Consider the following 19,159-nt stretch of genomic DNA (forward strand, 5'->3'; position numbering starts at 1 on the left):
GACCCCGATCGGCGAGGGCGGCCAGGTAAGCCTGGTGCATCACAGCGCCCGGCATCGGGCTGGCAAAGTGCAGCACCAGCATTGCGCTGCTCATCGCCGTAGTCATGGCCTATGCCCCGGGGAATGGCCGGGTCCACAGGTCCCAGGCACACCCAGGCAGCCCAGCGACATCAGCGCCGGCAGGACAATCACCCACACTGTGGTGCAATGGGTTCCGTCGCAGGCGGCATGCAGTGTCGCCGAGAGCAGCGACAGAGCCGTTCCGGCCCGGCCCACTCGGGACCGGGCCTGAACCGACGGGTGGACCATCACTGCGCCGGGTGTGTACAGCAGTCGTGCGGTGCTTCCTTCTGCTGTCGGCCGGCTTCGGCCCTGTCCATGGCGGCGACCCTGCCCAGCCATTCCGAGCCGGTCTCGTCGACCGCGGCAGTGTATGCATTGTTCCAGTTCCACCACTCGTAAGGTGGTGTCTGGGGGTAGCCTTCAGGCGAATCCTCCCAGTTCTCCTGTCGCCCGAGGGCCGTCATGTCCAGGTAGCTCCAGGTGTTTCCGAAGTACTCGTCGCCACGCCGGTTGATGAAATACGTGCGATACACCTGATCGCCTTCGTGGATGAAGGCGTTGGTGCCGTGCCATTCGTCGACGCCGAAGTCCACGTCGAACTCGTCGGTAATGGTGTACCAGGGGATCGGTGACCAGCCCATCCGGGCCTTCACCTTCTCGATCTCGAGTTGCGGTGCGCGCGAGGCGAATGCAAGCGTGGTGTCGCGGGCGTTCAGGTGCGCGAGATTGCCGACATGGTCAGCGATCATGGAGCAACCGCGGCAGGCGTGATCGGGCCAGCCGACCACGCCGGGCTCGAAGAATGCGCGGTAGACGATCAGCTGGCGGCGGCCCTGGAACAGGTCGAGCAGACTCGTCGGGCCGTCAGGTCCATCGAACAGGTACTGCTTGTCGACGGCCAGCCATGGCATGCGGCGGCGTTGGGCAGCCAGCGCGTCGTGGGCGCGCATCACCTCCTTCTCTCTCGCCAGCAGCTCCAGACGCGCTGCCTCCCACTCGTTCTGCGAAACGATTGACGGTGTCTTCATAGTGGTATTCCTGTTCGGTTTCGGATTGATCAGTCTCGATCGAGGATCTTCTTCAATGCGTCGAGCGGGCCGTCCCAGTCTCGCGCCAGCGCAGCGAGGAATTGTTGCGCCACTTGCATCGGCGCGGAACATAATCGGTAACGCACCCGGCGGCGCTCCCCCGGCTCCGTGGTCACCAGACCGGCCTCGGACAGCAACCTCAGATGTTTGGCGATCGCCTGCCGAGTGATCGGCAGCCGGGCCGCCAGGTCGGTCGCCGTGGCAGGCCCTGAGGACGCCAGCGCGGCGAGGATCGCGCGCCGGCTGGGGTCCGCTAGGGACACGAAGACCTGCTCGGCAATCGCCTCCTGGTCAGGCCGCATCGAGGTAGCTGGCCAGCTCACCAAGCTCGTTCTGCCAGCCGTGGGTGTTGCCCTCGAACGCCGCCTTGTAGGCGTCCTCAGCAAGCTGAGCAAAACCGGTCTCGACCACGGTCAGTCGTGTACCTGCGGCCACTGGCTCGAGCGTGAACTCCACATAGGTGCGGCGCGGATCCTCCTCGGGAAGCCCGAAGATATGCCAGGTGAACCCGAATACGTGCGGTTTCTCCACCCGCTCCACCCGCATGTCCGCGCAGTGCCCCCCCTCATTCCAGCGCATCCACGCCTTACCGCCTGGGCACAGCTCTATGTCGGCCTCATTGCCGAACCACGTGCCCAACCCCTCGGCCGTAGTCAGCGCCGCCCACACCTTTACCGGCGGGTGCGCCAGCTCGATCGTCCGCTCGATGCGATCGGGAAAACCCATAACCACCTCCATTAATAGCAACTCAATGGTTGCGATATTATTGCAACCATTGAGTTGCGTCAATCTCGGCCTGCGGCCCAGCAGTCGACGCGTCAACACTGGCGTGGCTCGAATCCGGCGACGAAACTGAACTCTGAGATGTGGGGGTACCCGCGTCAGCAGCGCCGCCGTGTGGCGGGGCCGGTCTGGGCCTGCCACCAGTCGAAGGCTTCGGCCGACACCTTCGCGTACTTGGTCAGGCTGTGTACCGAGGTGTGCCCGGACAACGCCATCAGCATCGGTGTGGACGCGCCCTGTTCGGCAGCGTGGGTGAGCCGGGAGTGGCGTAACTGGTGCAGCGTGAACGGGCCCCGCGTCATCTGCGCGGTGTGATCCTCGAACAAGGTCGCCACACGGCGATAGGACAGCCGCCCGCGTCCGGCGCAGACCGAAAGATCGACGAAATGATGCCGGATGGGCACCACAAGCGGCACTGCCGCACCCTGTAGCGAGAGGACGTCACGAGTTAGCGATGAGCAGCTTCTCAGTTTTCAGCTCTACTGCCAGCCTGAGGAGGCGGACGCTGTCCGGTCTGCACTGGCGAGGGAGATCACGAAGTTCCCGGAGTTCAGCAATGCGCGGATCGAGTTCGAGCAGAAAGCTGATGCCGACTACGAGACGCATCTGACCTGGGCTGAACAGCACCCAAGCCAGGATTCTGCAGATCGGGCATACTACCTCCTACGCGCGGACTCTCCGACCGACATTCCGGACCCGGTACTGGAGGAAGCAGAGTTGGCAATCTAGGACTGGATCGATTCGACCTATAACAACGCCTCCGACGAGATCGTCGAGGTGCAGGTGGCCAGCTACGCCGGAACAAAACTCGTGAACTGAGCGAAGCACGCGAGAAGGGCCCGTCGCCGAGTACGGTGGCGGGCCCTGACCGAATCCGGGATCCCGTCACAAAGACGATCGTTATCTAGAGCCATTCGCGGTTGTGGACTGCTGACCTGGTCCTGTTCGTCGGGGACGGTGTCGGCGACGGACAGGTACTCGCGTGAAGAGCGGTGGTCAGTAGGGGCCGATTGTTATGGAGTTGCGATGTCGGCTGCGGGTTGGTGGTGGGTCGGAGGTTTCCGAGCCGGGGCGAATGCCCGCATGTCGTAGTTGCCCCAGAGCGTGGGCGAGTTGCCGACGTAGCCGCTGGTTTTCCTCGGTCAGTTCCCGGTTGCGGGCGGTGGCGAGTTCGAGGCGGCGGACCAGCGAGGAATCGCTGCTGCGGTGATGTGCTGGCAGCGATGTGGCTGGTGCGCGGCGATTCAGCTCACGTAGTCGCTGGACTTCGGCTCGGATGTCGGGCTGCGAGTAGAGCCAGGACCGCGAGACCTCGGCTGCGGTGGCGACGGTCTGGAACGTCACGGCCGCTCCCGCGGTGTCGAGTTCACGGATGGCTCGGATTGCCTTACTGCGGGCCAGTTCGTGCCGGTGGCGGGCGGCGGCGAGAAGATGCCGAGTGTTGTCAGCTCGCATTCGGCGTTCCCTGCGCTGCTGGGCCAGGATCGGTTTCGAGCGCGGTGATGATGTGGGTCAGGTTGCCCAGCACCTGCTTGTTCATCTCGGCGAGCCGCTCACCGGCGCCGACCGCGAGCACGCCGAGGTGTCGATGCTGGCGCTGCACCTACTGCAATCGGCGATGGTGCATATCAACACCCTCCTGCTACAAGCCGTCCTGAAGGCCCCGGAGTTCCACGATCTGGTCGGCGACACCGAACGCCGCGCACTGAGCCCGTTGTTCTGGTCCAACATCAATCCTTACGACCGGTTCCGGTTGGACATGGACACCCGTCTGGATCTGACCCGAGAACGCGTCACCGGATAGTCGTACCCGCTCTCTACGTATGAAAAAGCCATGATCACCCGGACTCGAGCGAGTACAGTCGCTCACATCATATAGCCCGAAACACCTTTCGGAAGAACACAATTCAAAATCGAGTAGGGGGGTCCGATGAGGAATTCATTGCAGAACAGGGGGATTCGACCCGAATACCGGGTGCCTTCGGCGCCACGAATCCTGCTGACGGCCGCGATGGCCGCAGCACTGGTCACATGTGTGCCGACGGTGGCGACGGCAGCGCCGTCGGTGGACTATCAGGCAAAGGTCATTTCCCGCTTCCAGGACAACCACGGGCGACAGGTGCTGCTGCGCCGAGGCTACTACACCCCGACCCGGCATCCGGCGCGGGCGAACCGATATGTCGGAATGCGACTCGCGGTGCTGGATGACGGTGATTTCGTGGAGCGCCGGCACTCGTCGAGATCCGAGCCCGTCTCGTCGATACGGATACAGACCGGGGCGGTCTCGACGAGTGCCGGTGCCCACGCCACCGCGACCACACCAGGTCACCCGTCCCGTTGTATCAGTTGTGGCCCCGCTGAGGCTGCGCGGCGACGCTCTGAGGGGATGTCGACCGTGCCACGCAGTCCAGCGGTCGGTGCCGCCGCTCAAGTCGTGATCCCGAAGACGCTGGTGGGGCTGGTGGCGATCACGGTGGGGGTGGCGGTGCCGGTGATCGGCGCCGACACCACCTGAAGAGTGCCCGAGTTGGCGATGAACAGGGTGTTTCCAGAAGCGGTGATGTTCGCAGGGAGCGTCAGACCGGTCACCAGGGGGGTCGATGTGCCACCGGTGACCGGCACCGTCGATACCCGATTGGCTGCGGACTCGCAGATATAGAGCAGGTTACCGATTCGGATGAGACCATTGGGCTGACTCAGGCCGGTCGCCAGCAGGGTCGGTGTGCCGCCGGTCTGCGGCACCGAATACACATTACCGCCAGGATTACCGCTGTCGGTGAAGAACAGTAGGCCGCCGTAGGTGTAGGGCAGTGGATTGCTGGTGCCGTCCACGGAGGTGACGGTGACACCGACGGTGCCGGTGCCGGGTGGGGCGATGGCGTTGATCTGGGTGTCGGAGACGATGGTGAACGTGGTCGCCGTCGCCCCGAACCGCACCGTCAGCGGGCCGGTGAACCCGCTGCCGAAGATCTGTACCGTGTTGCCACCGGATTCGGGACCGGAAATCGGGTCGAGCGCGGTGAGCACGGGTGCGGCCAGCAGGGCCGCCGCGATCGGCGCGAACCCGGATTGGGTGGGCACCCCGTCGGTGATCCCGAAGACGCCGGTGGGGCTGGTGGCGATCACGGTGGGGGTGGCGGTGCCGGTGATCGGCGCTGATACCACCTGGCTGGTACCCGCGTTGGTGATGAACAGGGTGCTGCCGGAGACGGTGATATCCCTGGGGAGCGACAGGCCGGTCACCAGCGGGGTCGGCGTGCCGCCGGTTGTCGGCACCGTCGACACCCGAGTGCCGAAGAGCTCGCAGATGTAGAGGAGGCCACCGACCCGGACGAGACCTATGGGAGAGGTCAGGCCGGCCGCCAGCAAAGTCGGTATGCCGCCGGTCTGCGGCACCGAATACACATCGCCAGGGTTGTTGATATCGGTGAAGAACAGCAGGCCTGCGCCGTCGTAGGTGTAGGGCAGGGGGTTGCTGGTGCCGTTCAGCAGGGCGGCGACGGTGACCTCGACCGTGCCGGTGCCGGGCGGGGCGATGGCGTCGATCTGGGTGTCGGAGACGATGGTGAACGTGGTCGCCGTCGCCCCGAACCGCACCGCCAGCGGGCCTGCCCCGGCGAACCCACTGCCGAAGATCTGTACCGTGTTGCCGCCGGATTCGGGACCGGAACTGGGGTTGAGCGAGGTGAGTACCGGCGCCATCGGAAGCCTCCGAACGAGGAAAAAGGTTGTTCTGCAACGGTTGTCGAGGTGGTTTCGCCACCGTTGTATCCAGTAACCCACCTGCGGTAGCGGTTTCGCAATGCATCCCTGGTGGCGGTTCCGCAACGAATCCCCGGTCCGGTTCTCCGTCTCGGACCCGGATCTGCGACCGGTCGGTCCCGGGAGGTGACAGTGATTGCCCGGCAACGGGTATCGGGGTCCGGATGGCGTGTGCCCGGATACCCGGCGCCGTCATCGTAACCGCCTGCAGCGCCGTAGTCATCGCCGCCATCCGAGAGCGCGAGAACACCGAGAGTCGCACACGATGCTTACCGACCCCCGATATCCGGACCGGAATCGATGCCGGGTTGGGGTACGACTCGGTTCTCGATGAAGGGTTCGGGTTCGACAAGACCGTCAACAAGCACAACCTCACCGACTCCGAGATCATCGTCGCGGTGGTCGGCAACCTCGAGAGCAGCGGACTCGAAGACGCCGCCGCCGACCGCTGGTGGTACCGCAGACCGTGGCAGCACCGCCAGTGCACCAGCGACCGTAAGTGCCGCGTCATCGAGCAGGTCTGGGTGCGGGTGATCGTGAAGTTCCAGACCTGGCAGTCGGCACCCGCGCAATCCGTACTATGCCGACCTCGTCGCCGAAGCCCATCGCCAGTGAGCGATCGCGGTCGCCGAGAACCTGGTCTGGCTGGCCGGTCGACCACACTCGCTGCATACCATCAACAAGTGCTGGATCGATACCGGCCTGGCGATGTGCCTACGCTACAGCAACACCGCCGGCCGGTTCGCCGCACGGTTCGCCCACCTCGAGGTATCACCGATCACCGGACCCCTGAACCCTGCGCTACGGGAACACGACTCGGGCTCGGCGGTGTAGCAGGCATCGAACTTCCTCACCGTCAAACTCGGCGACGGGCCCCCGGAGCACTGCGAGTGGACCGATCCAGACGGCCGCCGATGGTGGGGCGACCCTCCGGCTGACGGCTGGCCCAACGTGCTGGAGCCCCATAACCGGCCCGTCACCATCCCGGTGCCGCCACCCGAGCGAACGCGTCCATAAACGATGGTTCACGAGACAGTCTGCGCGACGGTATGTTTTCGCAGGCCGGATCTGTAATGCATGCCGCGTACACGGCAACGTCGACTCTTCGGGGGATTGGCGATACACCGCCACCTAACCAGGTCCCTGCTTTCGAGAACCAAAGTGCCCAGTTCCGCCTCTGCGGTGTGTATCTGGGGTACACCTCAAACAGACATATGTCGGAATGCGACTCGCGGCGATAGATGGCGGTGATTTCACGGAGGTGAATGGCATTGCTGTCCACGCAGGTCCCGGCACCGGTCCATATCCGACCTTCGACGCAGCAACCCGCCCGCACCGCCGAGATCCCGGACTGTCTCGCCGGTGCAGACATGGCCGGTGCGGTCTCGGCGAGTGCCGGTACCCATACGCAACCATGCCCGCCACCGCGACCACACCGGGCCGCCCGTCCCGATGTATCGACTGTGGCCCCGCCGGGCTGTGCGGCGACGGTCCGAGGGGATATCGGCCGTGCCACACAGTCCAGCGGTCGGGGCCAGCGCTCAAATCGCGATACCGATTGCGCCGGTGGGGCTGGTGGCGACCACGGTGGGGGTGGCGGTGCCGGTGATCGGCGCCGACACCACCTGACCGGTGCCGAAGTCGGTGATGAACAGGGTGCTGCCGGAGACGGTGATGTCGTTAGGGGACGACAGACCGGTCACCAGGGGGGTCGGCGTGCCGCCGGTTGTCGGCACCGTCGACACCCGATCGCCCGTGAACTCGCAGAGGTAGAGGAGGTCACCGACCCGGACGAGACCTGCGGGAACACTCAAGCCGGTCGCCAGCAGGGTCGGGGTGCCGCCGATCTGCGGCACCGAATACACATTGCCGGGGCTGCCGCCATCGGTGAAGAACAGCAGGCCGCCACCGTAGGTGTAGGGCAGTGGGTTGCTGGTGCCGTTCAGCAGGGCGGCGACGGTGACCTCGACGGTGCCGGTGCCGGGTGGGGCAATGGCGTCGATCTGGGTGTCGGAGACGATGGTGAAGGTAGTCGCCGTCGCCCCGAACCGCACCGTCAATGGGCCGGCGCCGGCGAACCCGCTGCCGAAGATCTGCACCGTGTTGCCGCCGGAGGCGAGGTTGGAGCTGGGGTTGAGCGAGGTGAGCACCGGCGCCATCGTGGAGCCTCCCAGAAGGAAAAGGATTGTTCTGCAACGGTTGTCGAGGTGGTAGCACCACTGTTGTATCCAGTAACCCACCCGCGGTAGCGGTTCCGCAACGAATCCCTGGTGGCGGTTCCGCAACAATCCCCGGTCCGGTTCTCCGTCCCGGTCCCGGATCTGCGACCGTACGGTCCCAAGAGTCTACAATGGTTGTCCAGCAGTGGGTTTCGTGGTCCGGATGATGTACGCCCGGATACCCGGCGCCGCCGTCGAGCCTCCTGCGGCGCCGCCGTCATCGCCACCACTCCCCACTGCGAGTCACCCGCGATGCTTACCAGCACCCGATATCCGGACCGGTATCGGTGTCTGGTTGGGGTGCACCCCAACACCACACCCCCGACCAGGACGAAAAGCGTCAGAATAGAGTCCGGTTCCCCATTTCTTGACGTATGTCTACTCGGTTCTTAGACTTCAAATTGACATTTTCCAGTCCAGGGAGGCCAGTCATGCGTGTCGGCTACATCAGGGTGAGCGCACTCGACCAGAACACCGTCCGACAACTCGACGGAATCGACGTCGAACGCACCTTCACCGATCACGCCTCCGGAAAAGACACCGCACGCCCACAACTGGACGAACTGATCGACTACGTCCGCGACGGCGACACCGTAATCGTGCACTCCATGGACCGCCTCGCCCGCAACCTCGACGACCTACGACGACTCGTACGCACCCTCACCGGCAAAGGCGTACGGGTGGAATTCGTCAAGGAGAACCTGACCTTCACCGGGGAGGACTCCCCGATGGCGACCCTGCTGCTGAGCGTGATGGGTGCCTTCGCCGAGTTCGAACGCGCCCTCATCCTCGAACGCCAACGCGAAGGCATCGCCGCCGCCAAGACCCGCGGCGCCTACACCGGCCGCAAACCCGCCCTCACCACCGAACAAACCCACCAGCTACGCACCCGCGCCGCCGACGGGGAGCCGAAAGCCGCACTGGCCAGAGAGTTCGGCATCAGCCGCGAAACCGTCTACAGCTACCTACGCACCGAAGCCACCTCTATCTCCGGGAATCAAGATCTGGTGGAAACCGAATGAAAATCAACAGATCTGACAGAATCACTGCTGGTCAAGAAGTATGGTCCCCGCGCACGCGGGGATGAGCCCCCAGCTCTCATCTAGCAACCTTCTCGTCCACGATGGTCCCCGCGCACGCGGGGATGAGCCGTAGGGTTCGACGATATCGCCGGCGTCCCGATCATGGTCCCCGCGCACGCGGGGATGAGCCCATGTCACGGTGGATGGCCACGATCGGGACGCCATGGTCCCCGCGCACGCGGGGATGAGCCCATCGGCCTGGGCACTGCCGACATTCAGAACCGATGGTCCCCGCGCACGCGGGGATGAGCCCTCAGCACGCAAACGCGCGATTTCAGCGACATGATGGTCCCCGCGCACGCGGGGATGAGCCCCCGTCCCGCTGCCACAACTTTCCCCCTGATCGATGGTCCCCGCGCACGCGGGGATGAGCCCAGATAGCGGCAGACCTCCTCGAGCCCCCGGCCATGGTCCCCGCGCACGCGGGGATGATCTGGTTCAGGTGAGGCGTTCGATCACGGACATGTCCCGCCGCCCGAACCCGCCATAACCACTGGTCAAAGCAACTTCTCTATTTTCGCGCGATTACTCACTGGAACACCGAGTGCCCGACGTGACGGTCAGAGTGTATGTGAGCCATTGTGAATCGATCGAACCATTTGTGGGGCAACTGCATCCGATACAGGTGAAGGAACGATCTCATACGGAGGGTACAAATGATGAGTTCCACACCAGGTCGCCGCCTGATCGCCGCGATCGCTCTGGCGGCAGCGTGCACCACCGGTGCAGTGGGGGTCGCGGGGGCTGCACCATCCGCAGCGGAGGCTATGCCTGCTAAGGCAACACCGTCCGGGGAGTGGCAGTTCGAGTTCACCGCCACGCATTACGTGACGCTGTCGTGCTACTTCGAAAACCTGGACAGGACCAATGCCACAGGACCGTTCAAGTACACAGGAAGCGGGAAGAACAAAAGCGGCGGAGAAGGCAGCCTGGAACAAGGCACAGGCAGCCGTTCCGCAAGGAAAGAAAGGGAAGCATTGCCGGACCGAGAAGGCATGGAAACGCTGACAAGTAAGGTTCCGATGGACGACTGACCTGACCCCTCTGTTCCGGTCCGGGTGATCTGTCCCCGCCGTTTCGAGCCGTGGCTATGCGAGTTGAGGGATCGAATAGGTAGACGTCCAGAGCGCTTCGAACTCTGTAGGGCTGATGTTACCGAGGTAGCTGTGGCGGCGTTCGACGTTGTAGAAGTTGTCGATGTAGTCAGCCATCGCGGCCGCCAGTTCCAGGGTGGTTGCCCATTTGCGAGTGTTGAGCAACTCGACCTGCATCCGTGCCCGGAACGATTCCATCGCGGCGTTATCGAAGCAGTCGCCCACGGTGCCGAACGAGCCGAGCAGGCCCCAGCGCCGCATGTTCTCCCCGAAGCTCCAGGACGTGAACTGCGTACCGTGATCGGCGTGCAGAATCGTTGGACCACTGCGAGTTCGGTTCTTGACGGCCATGTTGACCGCATTGTTGACCAGCGCAGTGTCGGCGGTGGTCGAAAAGGTGCGGGCCACGATCATCCGTGAGAAGCAGTCCAGGATCGCACAGCAGTACACCGTGCCATCACGCGCGGGGTGTTCGGTGATATCCGTACACCACAGTTCGTTGGGCCTGGTGGCGGTGAACCGCCGATTGACCAGGTCAACAGGGGTGTCGACGCCAATCGGATTGGGTTTTCGTCGCCCGGGACGCGGCAGCCCGCACAGGCCTTTCTCGGACATGATGGAGTTGACGAGTTTGTGGTTGACGTTCATGTCGTAGTCGGCCAGCAGCGCCGCGCGGACTCGCCTGCGCCCGTAGGCGCCGCGCGATCGCTGGTAGATCTCGGTGATCGTGTCGGCCACAATCAACCGTCGCACCTCACGGTCTGGGACAGGCCTGCGCCGGTGGTACGGCAGCAGCGATCGGGCTAATCCGGTTATCCGACAGGCGGATCGGGCGGAGTATCCTCGCGCGATCAGCCCCCCAGTGATCGCGCGTCGGTGTTTTGGGGGCACCACCGCCTGTTCGTCGAACAAGGCGCACGCGTCGCGGGTCAACGCCAGCTCGGCCTCGAGTTGGGCGATGCGCTTGCGGGCGGCGGCCAACTCGTCAGCCTCCACGCTCGGGGTGCCCTCGACGACGCCGGCGTCGATGAGGGCCTGGCGTTTCCAGCGGAACAGCGTGGCCTCAGAGATTCCGGTTTCGGCGGCCATGGCGGCTACCGGTTCACCCGACCGAAGCCGGGCAACGATTTGCCGGCGCACCGATGATGAGTACTGACGGGGCATGTGACCTCCCGATGATCACTCTGCCCTCGGACTCTCACAACCTTGGACCAACAACACGGGTACAGATCACGTGGACCGATCACCGGGGTCCCGTCATTGGCGATCGCCGTCCACCCGCCCTCGGGTGGCGTGCACAGATGATCGAGGGTCCGTTCCCGCACCGCTATCGGCTGCTCACCGTGAACGTGCCGAGCCACCAGCGGCCCGTCGGGACGCTGGTCGACAGGCACCCGCTCGAGCGCAGCGCCCAGCGTCCTGGAGAACTCGGCCGCCGCGGCGACGCGGTGGGTGAACACCAGCACCCGCCGTAATCCATATTCGCGCAACACTTTCGCCAGTGCCGTCTGCGTGAGCACGGTCCGCAGGCCGGGTGCGTCGGGCTGGTCCACCCACACCCTGTCGGTGTCGGCCAGCATCCGGCGGACTTGGTGGTTGGCGACACCGACCACGACGATCCGGTAGTCCTTCAAATACCGCTCGGCGATCGCCCTCGAGAACGGATACTCGAACAGCACCGGCCCGAACACCTTTTCGTCGTCCATCGACAGCATGCGGTCGCTGTGCGCGTGCCGGACGGAGCCGATACGCCGCATTAATCTCCCACGGATACAACGGATCTGACCGAGGATGAAAACGGCTCAACAGCACAGGACACCGAGGCTGCCGGCTCACGACGCCTTGCGGTTGTCGTTCTCTTCGTGATGAGCGATGACCGCGAGGAGTTCGCGAACCCATGCCGGGCGCGGCTTGCCGGTACCGGCGGTGGCGATATCGCGCTCGATCAGCGTGCGGATGTACGCCGATTGCGACAACCCCACCGCCTTCGCTCGCGCCTTGCATGCTTTGTCCAGGTCGTAGGGCATCTTGATCGACCTGGGTACGAGCACGGGTTCGGTAACGGGGCCGACGGTGGTGCCGAGGTCGGACTCAGTTACGTCTTCCTCGGTGAACTCGAGGCGGTCGATCATCGCGTCCACCTCGTCAGGGCTCATGTCGTCGAAAGGATCAGTCATTGTGGGTCGCCTCCCATTTCTCGAACTGGGCGATCTGGTCTGCGGTGGTGAGGTAGCGGGCGGCATAGACCTCGGTGTCGGATCCACTGGAGCGGGCATAGACGGCAAGCGGGGCACCACTGTCGGTTCGGGCCCAGATCACGAACGTCGTCATCCCGGTAGCGGGGTCGGTCGCGGTCCGGAACCACACCGGCCGTTTCGCCGTGAACCAGGCATTCACCACGTCGAACACGTCGTCCGGATCGACCCCATAGCGCTCCAGCAGCCGCGACAGCGCCCAAAACCAACGAATCGGCACCATGCAAGACTACCATATAGACTACTGGCGTGGGTGTTCGCTATGCCATCCTGCACATGCTCACTCTGAACCCTCTGTAAGTGTTTGGGGTGGCCGGCCCGGGGCTGGCTGACAGGACCGGTGTCGTCGCGACAACCGGTGTGACTCGTGAACCGCTTTGCCTCTTCGAGTGCACTTCCCGGGATCTGTCCACTGATTGTGGCGGCGATACCGGCCCAGTCTGCTTCGGTGGCTTGATCAGAAACCTGCCCGATCCCGTTGCCGCAGGATCGTGGCCCAGTACAAGCCTGCCTCGAAGTTCTCCTTCCGGGCCGACGCAGCCAATGCGCGAGGACCGACCCGACGGCAGCTACGCCCGCCACGCCCACCTCCGCGCACGCCCTCGGCCCGGTCCGCCCCCGAACTGTCCGCGCACACCAGACGAGGTGCTCGTGCACGTGTCCCCGGCCCACTCTGAGAACATCAACTTCTTCGGAACATCAACTTCTTCGGCGCTATCGAGGTCGACATCGATGCCGAGCTGGCCCAGCTCGGGCCGACCGGCTATCGGCCCCTGCGAATGCGCGACACACTGTTCTGACACCCCCGACGGTCACGGTCTTGCTCGACATCCAGCCGTGGCAGTGCCGAACCGAGCGCCGTGCGGCCTGTGCGGATCTCGGGATCGGCTGTGGCGCAATCGACCAGCATTGAACTGAGGGCCGTTCCGCTCGGGCGCTTGAGTAGTGTTCGACCGTGGGAATGGGACCGAACTCCGACAGCTGGCTGGATCAGACGCGCAGGTCGTATGACACCGTCGCAACCACCTATGCAGACCTCACCCGTCACCTGCTGGACGAAACCCCCGAAGAACGTTCAGCCTTGGCGTCGTTCGCCGATATGGTGCGCGCCCAGGGCGGAGGGTTCGTTGCGGATGTGGGGTGCGGGGCCGGGCGGATCACCGCCCACCTGCGTCGACTGGATGTGGACGCCTTCGGAATAGACCTGTCGCCCAGGATGATCGAAGTGGCCCGCCGTGAGCACCCCGACATCCGGTTCGAAGTAGGCTCCATGACGAACCTCGCCCTCGCGGACGCCTCGATAGCCGGCCTGGTCGCGTGGTATTCACTGATACACGTCCCCGATGACGAACTCGATTCTGTGTTCGACCACTTCCAGCGAGCGCTTCGCCCAGGCGGACCACTGTTACTCGGCTTCCACGTCGGAGACGAGTCGCAATTGAAGACCCAAGGCTACGGCGGACACCCGATGCACCTCCGTGTCCATCGTCGCCAACACAGCCGAATGCGCGCGTGGCTCGACAATGCCGGCTTCGCCATCGAGGCAGACAGAACTCTGACCTCGGCCGAAAGTCCACTCGGCGGAATCATCCTCGCGCGCCGCAAGCTCGCTGCCCCCGAAAACTGAATCACTGCTTCGGCGACACACATTCTCACAAACGATCAGATACGAGAGACTCGCGAGCGCCCCGGAACCGGCCGCGTATCCGCAGGCCGCGATTCTCAGAACTCCTCTCGAAACCTATCGGTTGTGCGAGGTAGTTCTGAGAGACTTTCTCCTATGGAGTCGACTCCCGAGCAGGCCGCCACAGCAGTGGAACATCATCGCTGCCCGACCTGTGACGCGCCGGCCGGTAGCGCGTGCCGCACCCGCGGCGGCAGGACCGCCACGAAGTACCACACCCCGCGCTTCGTCCTGGTGCCCGCGCTGCGCGAGGAACTCGAAGTGCTGGTGCCCGCCGACCGCGGCCCCGACGGGGCCTGGACCCAGCGCCCCACCCTGTCGATGGTCCCCGCATCGACGAGCGAGCGTCCGGTGCGGATCGGGTACGCCAGGACATCGACCGCCCGCCAAGAGCTGGCCAGCCAACTCGAAGCCCTGCGCCGCGCGGAATGCCACACGATCTTCCACGAGCAGATCAGCACCCGCGTGCGGGTCCGGCCCGAGCTGGAGAAGGCGCTCGCGCTGGCACACCAGTTCAAGCAGGCCACGCCCGAGACACCGGTCGTGCTGACCGTCCACGAACTCAAACGCTTGGCCCGCAACGCCGCCGAGCTGATGACCCTGTCCGCCGACCTCCAGGCCGGCAGTATCCAGCTCGAACTGCTCACCGGCCCGCTGACCGGCATCTACGACCCCAACGGCATGGGCGCGATGTTCTTCGCGGTCCTCGCCGTCGCCGGGCAGATCGAACGCAACTACATCCGGGAAAAGACCCTCGAGGGCCAGGCTATCGCCGCCTCCAGAGGCAACCACGGCGGCCGCCCCAAAGTCATCGACGACGACTCGCGCACCTTCGCACTCGCCCTGAAACAGCGAGGCGTCCCCGTCCCCGACATCGCAAAGAAACTCACCATCAAGACCGGGAAAAACGCAGGCAAGCACCCCTCGATCGCCTCGCTCTACCGCGCACTCGCCGAAGCCGAACACACCACCGATGACTATCCGCCGATCCAGCCCACCCCCGCACGGATCCGCCGCCCCGGCGACCCGACGACACCCGAAGAAGCCGAACTCCGTCAACGCCTCCAAGCTCAAGTCCTCGAACACCGCGACGGCCAGTAACTCAGCGAGACTCTCCCTGACCTTGGGTTACATCATATCCGTTGTTTTTTCGGCGATTGCTACCGGGACCCCGGGGCTCACGGGAGTTCAGGCGAACTGAGGGTTCTTCATCGGGAACCCGAGGGTTGGTTCAGCCTGTGGGTGTTTTCTACCCGTGGGTTCGCGTCAACTCCGAAGTGTGGTGCTCGATCGGGGTTTCCAAGAGTTGCCGCGCCGATGCGGCGTAGCGGATGGCCGTCTTCTGGTCGAGGCCGAACACGACCGCCAGGTGCAGCGGGTCCGGGCCGCGGGTGAGGGCTTCCTCGAGTTGGCGGTCAACGCGGAGCTGTTCGAGGGTGGCGGGTCGACCACGAAAACCGGCACGAAGCCAGAATGCGCTGACAGGGGTGAGCTTGGGCGCTGTGTGCTGGTTGACGAGCAGGTGCGGGTTGGCGGTGTTGGGCCAGCGGGTTCGCCGGTAGTCGAGCCATCCGACCAGCAGTTGGTGGGTGAGGTCGTCGAGCGGGCAGGTCTTGCCTGCGACGGCGAGCCGGCGGTTGCCGAGGTCGATCCTCGTGCAGGTGGTCAGCGGCCGTGGTCGGCACGGGGCCGTCGGCTTCGCGGGCGATCTTGCGGGCCTGATTCCAGCACAGCCAGCAGTGCTTGTTCTTCAGCGCGACAGCACGTGCGCAGTTGGCGCACTCTCCGACGGCGTGCTCGCGGGTGAACTGGTAGCACGCGGCGCACAGTCCGTTGCCGAAGTGCCGTCCCCAGGCCAGGCAACCGGCGCAGGTGCGGATCCGCCTGGACTCGCGCGGCGCGGGTCACTCCGGCGGCAACGAGCGGCCGTCGCGCCGCCGAGGAGTCACCGCCGGACCCGCAGTCCCGGACGCCACTTCGGAAAGCACTGTCGTTCCGGGATTTTGAACCCTCTCTGGCTCCGGGATGAGGACGTCCCCGATCGGGCAGCCGAGCACGGCACAGATGACGTCGAGATCGTCGAGCTTGATGCTGGCGGGATTGCCTGACCACAGGCCCGACATCTTCCCAGCGCTGATCACCAGGCCGCGCTCGGCGAGCATGTGCTGGAGTTCGCTGGTTTTCCATATGCCACGGTTGGCGGCGGCCAGGCGCAGGTTCCATTTCATGACGTCAGCAGTCCTTCCAGGCGTTGTGCGGCGCGTTGCTGACCGGCGACCCAGGCATCTTCGATCCGGGTCCGGTGGACATGGACGTAATTCAGCGTCGATGAGACCCAGGAATGACCGAGTAGTTCCTGGATCGAGATCAGGACCAGGCCCGACAGATACAGCTGACTCGCGGCGAAATGCCGCAAGACGTGCGGTGTGAGGGTCTCCGCCCAGTCCGGCAGGTGCATCGCGGCGGCGTCGGCAAGCCCGGCCCGCAGGGCGTCGTCGCCGACCCGGCGGCAGGTCCCGTCGGTGTTCTTGCGCTCCGACGGGAACAGCGGCGCTGCCGGACGCCGGTGGTCGTCGTCGAACTGACCCCCCACACATCCTCGACGAACCACCGCAGGACGCGGTCCGCGCCGCCGATCAACGGCACCATCCGCTCCCTCGGGCCGCTGCCGCGAGCGCCCTTGCCAATCCGGACGTGCAGCTTGCCGAACCGGCCCAGCTCCCATTTGATGTCGGCCAGGTCGAGGCTGCGGGCTTCGTTCACACGCAGCCCAACCCGAGACATCAACTGGGCAGCAACATAATTGCGGGCCGTCGGACCGAACTTGCGGCAGGTCGCCAACTCCTCGCGCCACCCGCCGAACAACACCTTGATCTCGTTCTCGGGCGGCGGGATCCGCAGCACGGCCTGCTTACGGCCGCGGGGCTTGTTCATCTCGTCGATCGGGCACGCCACCACTCGACCGGTCATCGCGTGGATCTCGACCTTGTACCGCAACTCGAGGAACACGAAGAACGTCGTCAACGCCTGCACCCGCCCCAGCCGCGTCCCCTTCGCCGCGCCACGCAGCACCTGCCCGAAATAGACATCAGCGTCAGCGGGCTCCATGTCCCACAACGACCGCCCGAACCACGCACACACCTGCTCGAAGTGGTTCATGTCGCCGCCGATCGTGCCGTCGGCCAGCCCCGCCGAGGCCCGAGCCAGCACGAACCCAGCCATGACGTCAGTCTCGAACGCGGCCAACTCGTCGACGCTCGCCGGAGCCCGATGCCCCCGAAGATCCCGCACCATGGCCAGGCTCAACCTAAGAACCCCACATTCAACTCGAACGGCGCTTCTTCGGACCGGTCGAATCTACTTCAATAATCCTGAAATTCGGACAAGACGCACCACAAAGCCCCACACGAACAGTTCCGACCAGGTCCAGGCATTCAACGGACTACGGCGCCATCAGGGAACTCGCAGGTTATCTCTTACTGCGCGAGGCGGAGACATCGATCGACTCGTCGCCCTGATGGCGCCAGACGCGGTCCGTACCACGGATTCACGCCTGCTACTCGACGAAGCGCCCCACCGAGTTCGGGGCGCCCGGGCGGTCGCCGAAGAAACCCGCCACTTCCTCGACCGTATTCGGGCCACCGACACCGCGTTTGTCACGGGATCTCCGGGCGCGATCATCGCTCCTGGCAGGCACCCTGTGGCCACCAACCGTTTCGACATCCGCGACAACCTCATCGAGGCCATCGAGATCATGTCCTACCGGCCTGGCGACCTTTCCCGCATCCTCGGCGACACCATGGTCGGCACCGGCTGAGCCAGCGAACGACCTACGGGGCCGAAATCCGCCAGCTTCAGCAGAGTTCGAATTGCAGGCTTGTAACCATGGATCTCGGTTTACACAACAAGGTTGCGGTGGTCACAGGGGCATCGAAAGGTATCGGGCTCGCCACGGCGCGTACTCTGCACGACGAGGGCGCTCTGGTGGTCGCCGCGTCGCGTCGCTCCTCTTCGGAGCTGGACGCGCTGGCCGGCGAACGGCTCGTGCACGTCGCGGTCGACCTGGCTACCGCACACGGCCCGGAACAGGCGATCACGGAGGCACAGCGTACGTTCGGCGGGCTCGACGTCCTGGTCAACAACGCTGGCGGTCCCCCGCCCGGCACCGTCTTGCCACGCTTCTCGTTCAGTGCGCTCACCGACGCGGACTGGTTCGCCATGCTGGACTTCAACCTGATGTCCGCCGTGCGCGCGACCCGCGCTGCCATTCCGTTGCTGCTCGGTCGCGGCGGCGGCGCCATCGTCAATGTCAGCTCGACCCTCGCAATCGCCGCCAGCGGGGTCAACGTCGACTACGGCGCCGCGAAGGCGGCGGTCGGTAACCTGACCCAGGCGCTGTCGGAAGAGTTCGGTCCGCAAGGCATCCGGGTCAATTCGGTGATCCCGGGGCCGGCCCGCACACCCTGGTGGACCGAGAAAGGCGGGGCAGCCGATGTCTTTGCCGCCGCGGCCGGCACCGACCGCGACACGATCTTGGATGGCAAAGCGGCCGAGATGATGCAATTGACCACCGGTCGGCTCATCGAACCACAGGAAGTCGCCGATGCCATCGTGCTCCTGTGCTCGCCACGCTCGGCGAGTACAACGGGCTCGGCAGTCCTCGTCGACGCGGGCCAGATCAAGGCGGTCTGATCGCCGGGTGGCCAGGAGGCTCGCGGGTCGACCGGTCCGGCACCCACGAGCGAACCCATCTGCACTCGTGGCGGCTCAGCCTGAACACCTCGTGGCGCACGCCGCCATACCTGGCCCTGGCAGTCGAGCCCGACAGCGAATACTGGTGCCCAAAATGGGGAGATAAATCATTGAGCGACAACACAACTTACAAGATGGCATCGGAGTCGGATGGCAACTACGCGGTCGAATACGGCTTCACGGGGGTCGGGACTGGCAGGGTCTCGTAATCAACTGTCGTGAGTTCGAGATGTCCAGCCGACCGCTCCACTCTCCTTAGCGGGTCTATCCTCACCAAGGGCAGACGCACCGAATTTCGCTGATGGACGCCGTATTCGCCACCGCGATCCGACCGATGTGCACACAGTCGCAAGTTCGCATCACATGCAATTGGCGGC

Annotated in this window: 23 protein-coding genes and 1 CRISPR repeat array; of the genes, 8 read left to right on the forward strand and 15 right to left on the reverse strand. The window is 64.7% G+C overall.

The genetic code is table 11. The features are described 5' to 3' along the window. Positions 1-308: 308 nt before the first annotated feature. The 5 genes from ACX4ZE_RS21745 to ACX4ZE_RS21765 form a co-directional block, all read right to left on the reverse strand. Positions 309-1,091, reverse strand: coding sequence for a DUF899 domain-containing protein (locus tag ACX4ZE_RS21745; RefSeq protein ID WP_480275328.1), 783 nt, complete (start codon positions 1,089-1,091; stop codon positions 309-311). Between the two features lie 29 nt (positions 1,092-1,120). Then, a complete protein-coding gene (locus ACX4ZE_RS21750) occupies positions 1,121-1,453 on the reverse strand; it encodes an ArsR/SmtB family transcription factor (RefSeq protein ID WP_480275329.1) in 333 nt (110 codons plus the stop codon). After that, positions 1,443-1,877, reverse strand: a complete 435-nt coding sequence (locus ACX4ZE_RS21755) for an SRPBCC domain-containing protein (RefSeq protein WP_480275330.1) — start codon at positions 1,875-1,877, stop codon at positions 1,443-1,445. Before ACX4ZE_RS21755 ends, ACX4ZE_RS21750 begins: the two co-directional genes overlap by 11 nt. A gap of 155 nt (positions 1,878-2,032) precedes the next feature. Further along, a complete protein-coding gene (locus ACX4ZE_RS21760) occupies positions 2,033-2,350 on the reverse strand; it encodes a tyrosine-type recombinase/integrase (RefSeq protein ID WP_480275331.1) in 318 nt (105 codons plus the stop codon). A gap of 580 nt (positions 2,351-2,930) precedes the next feature. Then, positions 2,931-3,389: a DUF6262 family protein gene (locus ACX4ZE_RS21765; protein WP_480275332.1), complete on the reverse strand. Its 459-nt coding sequence runs from the start codon at positions 3,387-3,389 to the stop codon at positions 2,931-2,933. Between ACX4ZE_RS21765 and ACX4ZE_RS21770 the strand changes: the two genes are divergently transcribed. Next, positions 3,376-3,738 carry a Tn3 family transposase gene (locus tag ACX4ZE_RS21770; RefSeq protein WP_480275333.1) on the forward strand — a complete coding sequence of 121 codons (363 nt, stop codon included), beginning with the start codon at positions 3,376-3,378 and terminating at the stop codon, positions 3,736-3,738. The two genes, ACX4ZE_RS21765 and ACX4ZE_RS21770, sit on opposite strands and share 14 nt — an antisense overlap. Before the next feature lie 126 nt (positions 3,739-3,864). Then, the gene (locus tag ACX4ZE_RS21775) at positions 3,865-4,449 is read left to right on the forward strand and encodes a hypothetical protein (protein WP_480275334.1); all 585 of its coding nucleotides are present in this window, start codon (positions 3,865-3,867) and stop codon (positions 4,447-4,449) included. On the opposite strand, the gene ACX4ZE_RS21780 is transcribed toward ACX4ZE_RS21775, so the two are convergent. The 3 genes from ACX4ZE_RS21780 to ACX4ZE_RS21790 all read right to left on the reverse strand — a co-directional run bounded on the left by ACX4ZE_RS21780 (position 4,362) and on the right by ACX4ZE_RS21790 (position 7,855). After that, positions 4,362-5,636: an IPT/TIG domain-containing protein gene (locus ACX4ZE_RS21780; protein ID WP_480275335.1), complete on the reverse strand. Its 1,275-nt coding sequence runs from the start codon at positions 5,634-5,636 to the stop codon at positions 4,362-4,364. The two genes, ACX4ZE_RS21775 and ACX4ZE_RS21780, sit on opposite strands and share 88 nt — an antisense overlap. A gap of 329 nt (positions 5,637-5,965) precedes the next feature. Further along, complete coding sequence (locus tag ACX4ZE_RS21785) at positions 5,966-6,268, reverse strand: hypothetical protein (protein WP_480275336.1); 303 nt, start codon at positions 6,266-6,268, stop codon at positions 5,966-5,968. A 969-nt stretch (positions 6,269-7,237) separates the two neighbouring features. After that, positions 7,238-7,855 carry an IPT/TIG domain-containing protein gene (locus tag ACX4ZE_RS21790; RefSeq protein ID WP_480275337.1) on the reverse strand — a complete coding sequence of 206 codons (618 nt, stop codon included), beginning with the start codon at positions 7,853-7,855 and terminating at the stop codon, positions 7,238-7,240. A 491-nt stretch (positions 7,856-8,346) separates the two neighbouring features. On the opposite strand from ACX4ZE_RS21790, the gene ACX4ZE_RS21795 reads away from it, so the two are divergent. Together ACX4ZE_RS21795 and ACX4ZE_RS21800 are read left to right on the forward strand one after the other, a co-directional pair. After that, positions 8,347-8,937 (forward strand): recombinase family protein, encoded by a 591-nt coding sequence (locus ACX4ZE_RS21795; protein WP_480275338.1) that lies wholly within the window; start codon positions 8,347-8,349, stop codon positions 8,935-8,937. A 40-nt stretch (positions 8,938-8,977) separates the two neighbouring features. Further along, a CRISPR array of direct repeats spans positions 8,978-9,432; the repeat unit is 28 nt; unit sequence ATGGTCCCCGCGCACGCGGGGATGAGCC. 221 nt (positions 9,433-9,653) lie between these two features. Next, positions 9,654-10,031 carry a hypothetical protein gene (locus ACX4ZE_RS21800; protein WP_480275339.1) on the forward strand — a complete coding sequence of 126 codons (378 nt, stop codon included), beginning with the start codon at positions 9,654-9,656 and terminating at the stop codon, positions 10,029-10,031. A gap of 54 nt (positions 10,032-10,085) precedes the next feature. Here the strand turns inward: ACX4ZE_RS21800 and ACX4ZE_RS21805 are convergent, their stop codons facing one another. The 4 genes from ACX4ZE_RS21805 to ACX4ZE_RS21820 form a co-directional block, all read right to left on the reverse strand. Beyond that, on the reverse strand, positions 10,086-11,231 hold the full coding sequence (locus ACX4ZE_RS21805; RefSeq protein WP_480275340.1) for an IS3 family transposase: 1,146 nt from the start codon (positions 11,229-11,231) through the stop codon (positions 10,086-10,088). Further along, on the reverse strand, positions 11,186-11,848 hold the full coding sequence (locus ACX4ZE_RS21810; RefSeq protein ID WP_480275341.1) for a hypothetical protein: 663 nt from the start codon (positions 11,846-11,848) through the stop codon (positions 11,186-11,188). The genes ACX4ZE_RS21805 and ACX4ZE_RS21810 overlap by 46 nt, the downstream gene beginning before the upstream one ends. A 75-nt stretch (positions 11,849-11,923) precedes the next feature. Next, entirely contained in the window at positions 11,924-12,268 is a 345-nt protein-coding gene (locus tag ACX4ZE_RS21815; protein ID WP_480275342.1) for a hypothetical protein, read from the reverse strand. Then, a complete protein-coding gene (locus ACX4ZE_RS21820; RefSeq protein WP_480275343.1) occupies positions 12,261-12,569 on the reverse strand; it encodes a hypothetical protein in 309 nt (102 codons plus the stop codon). The genes ACX4ZE_RS21815 and ACX4ZE_RS21820 overlap by 8 nt, the downstream gene beginning before the upstream one ends. 738 nt (positions 12,570-13,307) lie before the next feature. Between ACX4ZE_RS21820 and ACX4ZE_RS21825 the strand changes: the two genes are divergently transcribed. Continuing rightward, entirely contained in the window at positions 13,308-13,973 is a 666-nt protein-coding gene (locus tag ACX4ZE_RS21825; RefSeq protein WP_480275350.1) for a class I SAM-dependent DNA methyltransferase, read from the forward strand. A gap of 153 nt (positions 13,974-14,126) precedes the next feature. Beyond that, on the forward strand, positions 14,127-15,131 hold the full coding sequence (locus tag ACX4ZE_RS21830) for a recombinase family protein (RefSeq protein WP_480275344.1): 1,005 nt from the start codon (positions 14,127-14,129) through the stop codon (positions 15,129-15,131). An 803-nt stretch (positions 15,132-15,934) separates the two neighbouring features. On the opposite strand, the gene ACX4ZE_RS21835 is transcribed toward ACX4ZE_RS21830, so the two are convergent. The 3 genes from ACX4ZE_RS21835 to ACX4ZE_RS21845 are packed head-to-tail and all read right to left on the reverse strand — an operon-like array spanning position 15,935 to position 17,324. After that, the gene (locus ACX4ZE_RS21835) at positions 15,935-16,258 is read right to left on the reverse strand and encodes a helix-turn-helix domain-containing protein (protein ID WP_480275345.1); all 324 of its coding nucleotides are present in this window, start codon (positions 16,256-16,258) and stop codon (positions 15,935-15,937) included. Further along, positions 16,255-16,488, reverse strand: a complete 234-nt coding sequence (locus ACX4ZE_RS21840) for a tyrosine-type recombinase/integrase (protein WP_480275346.1) — start codon at positions 16,486-16,488, stop codon at positions 16,255-16,257. The genes ACX4ZE_RS21835 and ACX4ZE_RS21840 overlap by 4 nt, the downstream gene beginning before the upstream one ends. Then, complete coding sequence (locus ACX4ZE_RS21845; protein ID WP_480275347.1) at positions 16,398-17,324, reverse strand: hypothetical protein; 927 nt, start codon at positions 17,322-17,324, stop codon at positions 16,398-16,400. Before ACX4ZE_RS21845 ends, ACX4ZE_RS21840 begins: the two co-directional genes overlap by 91 nt. Before the next feature lie 223 nt (positions 17,325-17,547). Between ACX4ZE_RS21845 and ACX4ZE_RS21850 the strand changes: the two genes are divergently transcribed. Then, a complete protein-coding gene (locus ACX4ZE_RS21850) occupies positions 17,548-17,847 on the forward strand; it encodes a hypothetical protein (RefSeq protein WP_480275348.1) in 300 nt (99 codons plus the stop codon). A gap of 68 nt (positions 17,848-17,915) precedes the next feature. Further along, on the forward strand, positions 17,916-18,722 hold the full coding sequence (locus tag ACX4ZE_RS21855) for an SDR family NAD(P)-dependent oxidoreductase (protein WP_480275349.1): 807 nt from the start codon (positions 17,916-17,918) through the stop codon (positions 18,720-18,722). Positions 18,723-19,159 lie beyond the last annotated feature (437 nt).

Source organism: Nocardia sp. TBRC8007, assembly GCF_056629435.1.

Excerpts from the sequence above, each read along its gene's own strand:
- ACX4ZE_RS21790 (WP_480275337.1), bottom strand. The coding sequence starts at position 7,855 with ATGGCGCCGGTGCTCACCTCGCTCAACCCCAGCTCCAACCTCGCCTCC.
- ACX4ZE_RS21775 (WP_480275334.1), top strand. The coding sequence starts at position 3,865 with ATGAGGAATTCATTGCAGAACAGGGGGATTCGACCCGAATACCGGGTG.
- ACX4ZE_RS21815 (WP_480275342.1), bottom strand. The coding sequence starts at position 12,268 with ATGACTGATCCTTTCGACGACATGAGCCCTGACGAGGTGGACGCGATG.
- ACX4ZE_RS21795 (WP_480275338.1), top strand. The coding sequence starts at position 8,347 with ATGCGTGTCGGCTACATCAGGGTGAGCGCACTCGACCAGAACACCGTC.
- ACX4ZE_RS21750 (WP_480275329.1), bottom strand. The coding sequence starts at position 1,453 with ATGCGGCCTGACCAGGAGGCGATTGCCGAGCAGGTCTTCGTGTCCCTA.
- ACX4ZE_RS21830 (WP_480275344.1), top strand. The coding sequence starts at position 14,127 with ATGGAGTCGACTCCCGAGCAGGCCGCCACAGCAGTGGAACATCATCGC.
- ACX4ZE_RS21840 (WP_480275346.1), bottom strand. The coding sequence starts at position 16,488 with ATGCACCTGCCGGACTGGGCGGAGACCCTCACACCGCACGTCTTGCGG.
- ACX4ZE_RS21850 (WP_480275348.1), top strand. The coding sequence starts at position 17,548 with ATGGCGCCAGACGCGGTCCGTACCACGGATTCACGCCTGCTACTCGAC.
- ACX4ZE_RS21755 (WP_480275330.1), bottom strand. The coding sequence starts at position 1,877 with ATGGGTTTTCCCGATCGCATCGAGCGGACGATCGAGCTGGCGCACCCG.
- ACX4ZE_RS21855 (WP_480275349.1), top strand. The coding sequence starts at position 17,916 with ATGGATCTCGGTTTACACAACAAGGTTGCGGTGGTCACAGGGGCATCG.
- ACX4ZE_RS21780 (WP_480275335.1), bottom strand. The coding sequence starts at position 5,636 with ATGGCGCCGGTACTCACCTCGCTCAACCCCAGTTCCGGTCCCGAATCC.
- ACX4ZE_RS21745 (WP_480275328.1), bottom strand. The coding sequence starts at position 1,091 with ATGAAGACACCGTCAATCGTTTCGCAGAACGAGTGGGAGGCAGCGCGT.
- ACX4ZE_RS21825 (WP_480275350.1), top strand. The coding sequence starts at position 13,308 with ATGGGACCGAACTCCGACAGCTGGCTGGATCAGACGCGCAGGTCGTAT.
- ACX4ZE_RS21800 (WP_480275339.1), top strand. The coding sequence starts at position 9,654 with ATGATGAGTTCCACACCAGGTCGCCGCCTGATCGCCGCGATCGCTCTG.
- ACX4ZE_RS21820 (WP_480275343.1), bottom strand. The coding sequence starts at position 12,569 with ATGGTGCCGATTCGTTGGTTTTGGGCGCTGTCGCGGCTGCTGGAGCGC.
- ACX4ZE_RS21765 (WP_480275332.1), bottom strand. The coding sequence starts at position 3,389 with ATGCGAGCTGACAACACTCGGCATCTTCTCGCCGCCGCCCGCCACCGG.
- ACX4ZE_RS21835 (WP_480275345.1), bottom strand. The coding sequence starts at position 16,258 with ATGAAATGGAACCTGCGCCTGGCCGCCGCCAACCGTGGCATATGGAAA.
- ACX4ZE_RS21845 (WP_480275347.1), bottom strand. The coding sequence starts at position 17,324 with ATGGTGCGGGATCTTCGGGGGCATCGGGCTCCGGCGAGCGTCGACGAG.
- ACX4ZE_RS21810 (WP_480275341.1), bottom strand. The coding sequence starts at position 11,848 with ATGCGGCGTATCGGCTCCGTCCGGCACGCGCACAGCGACCGCATGCTG.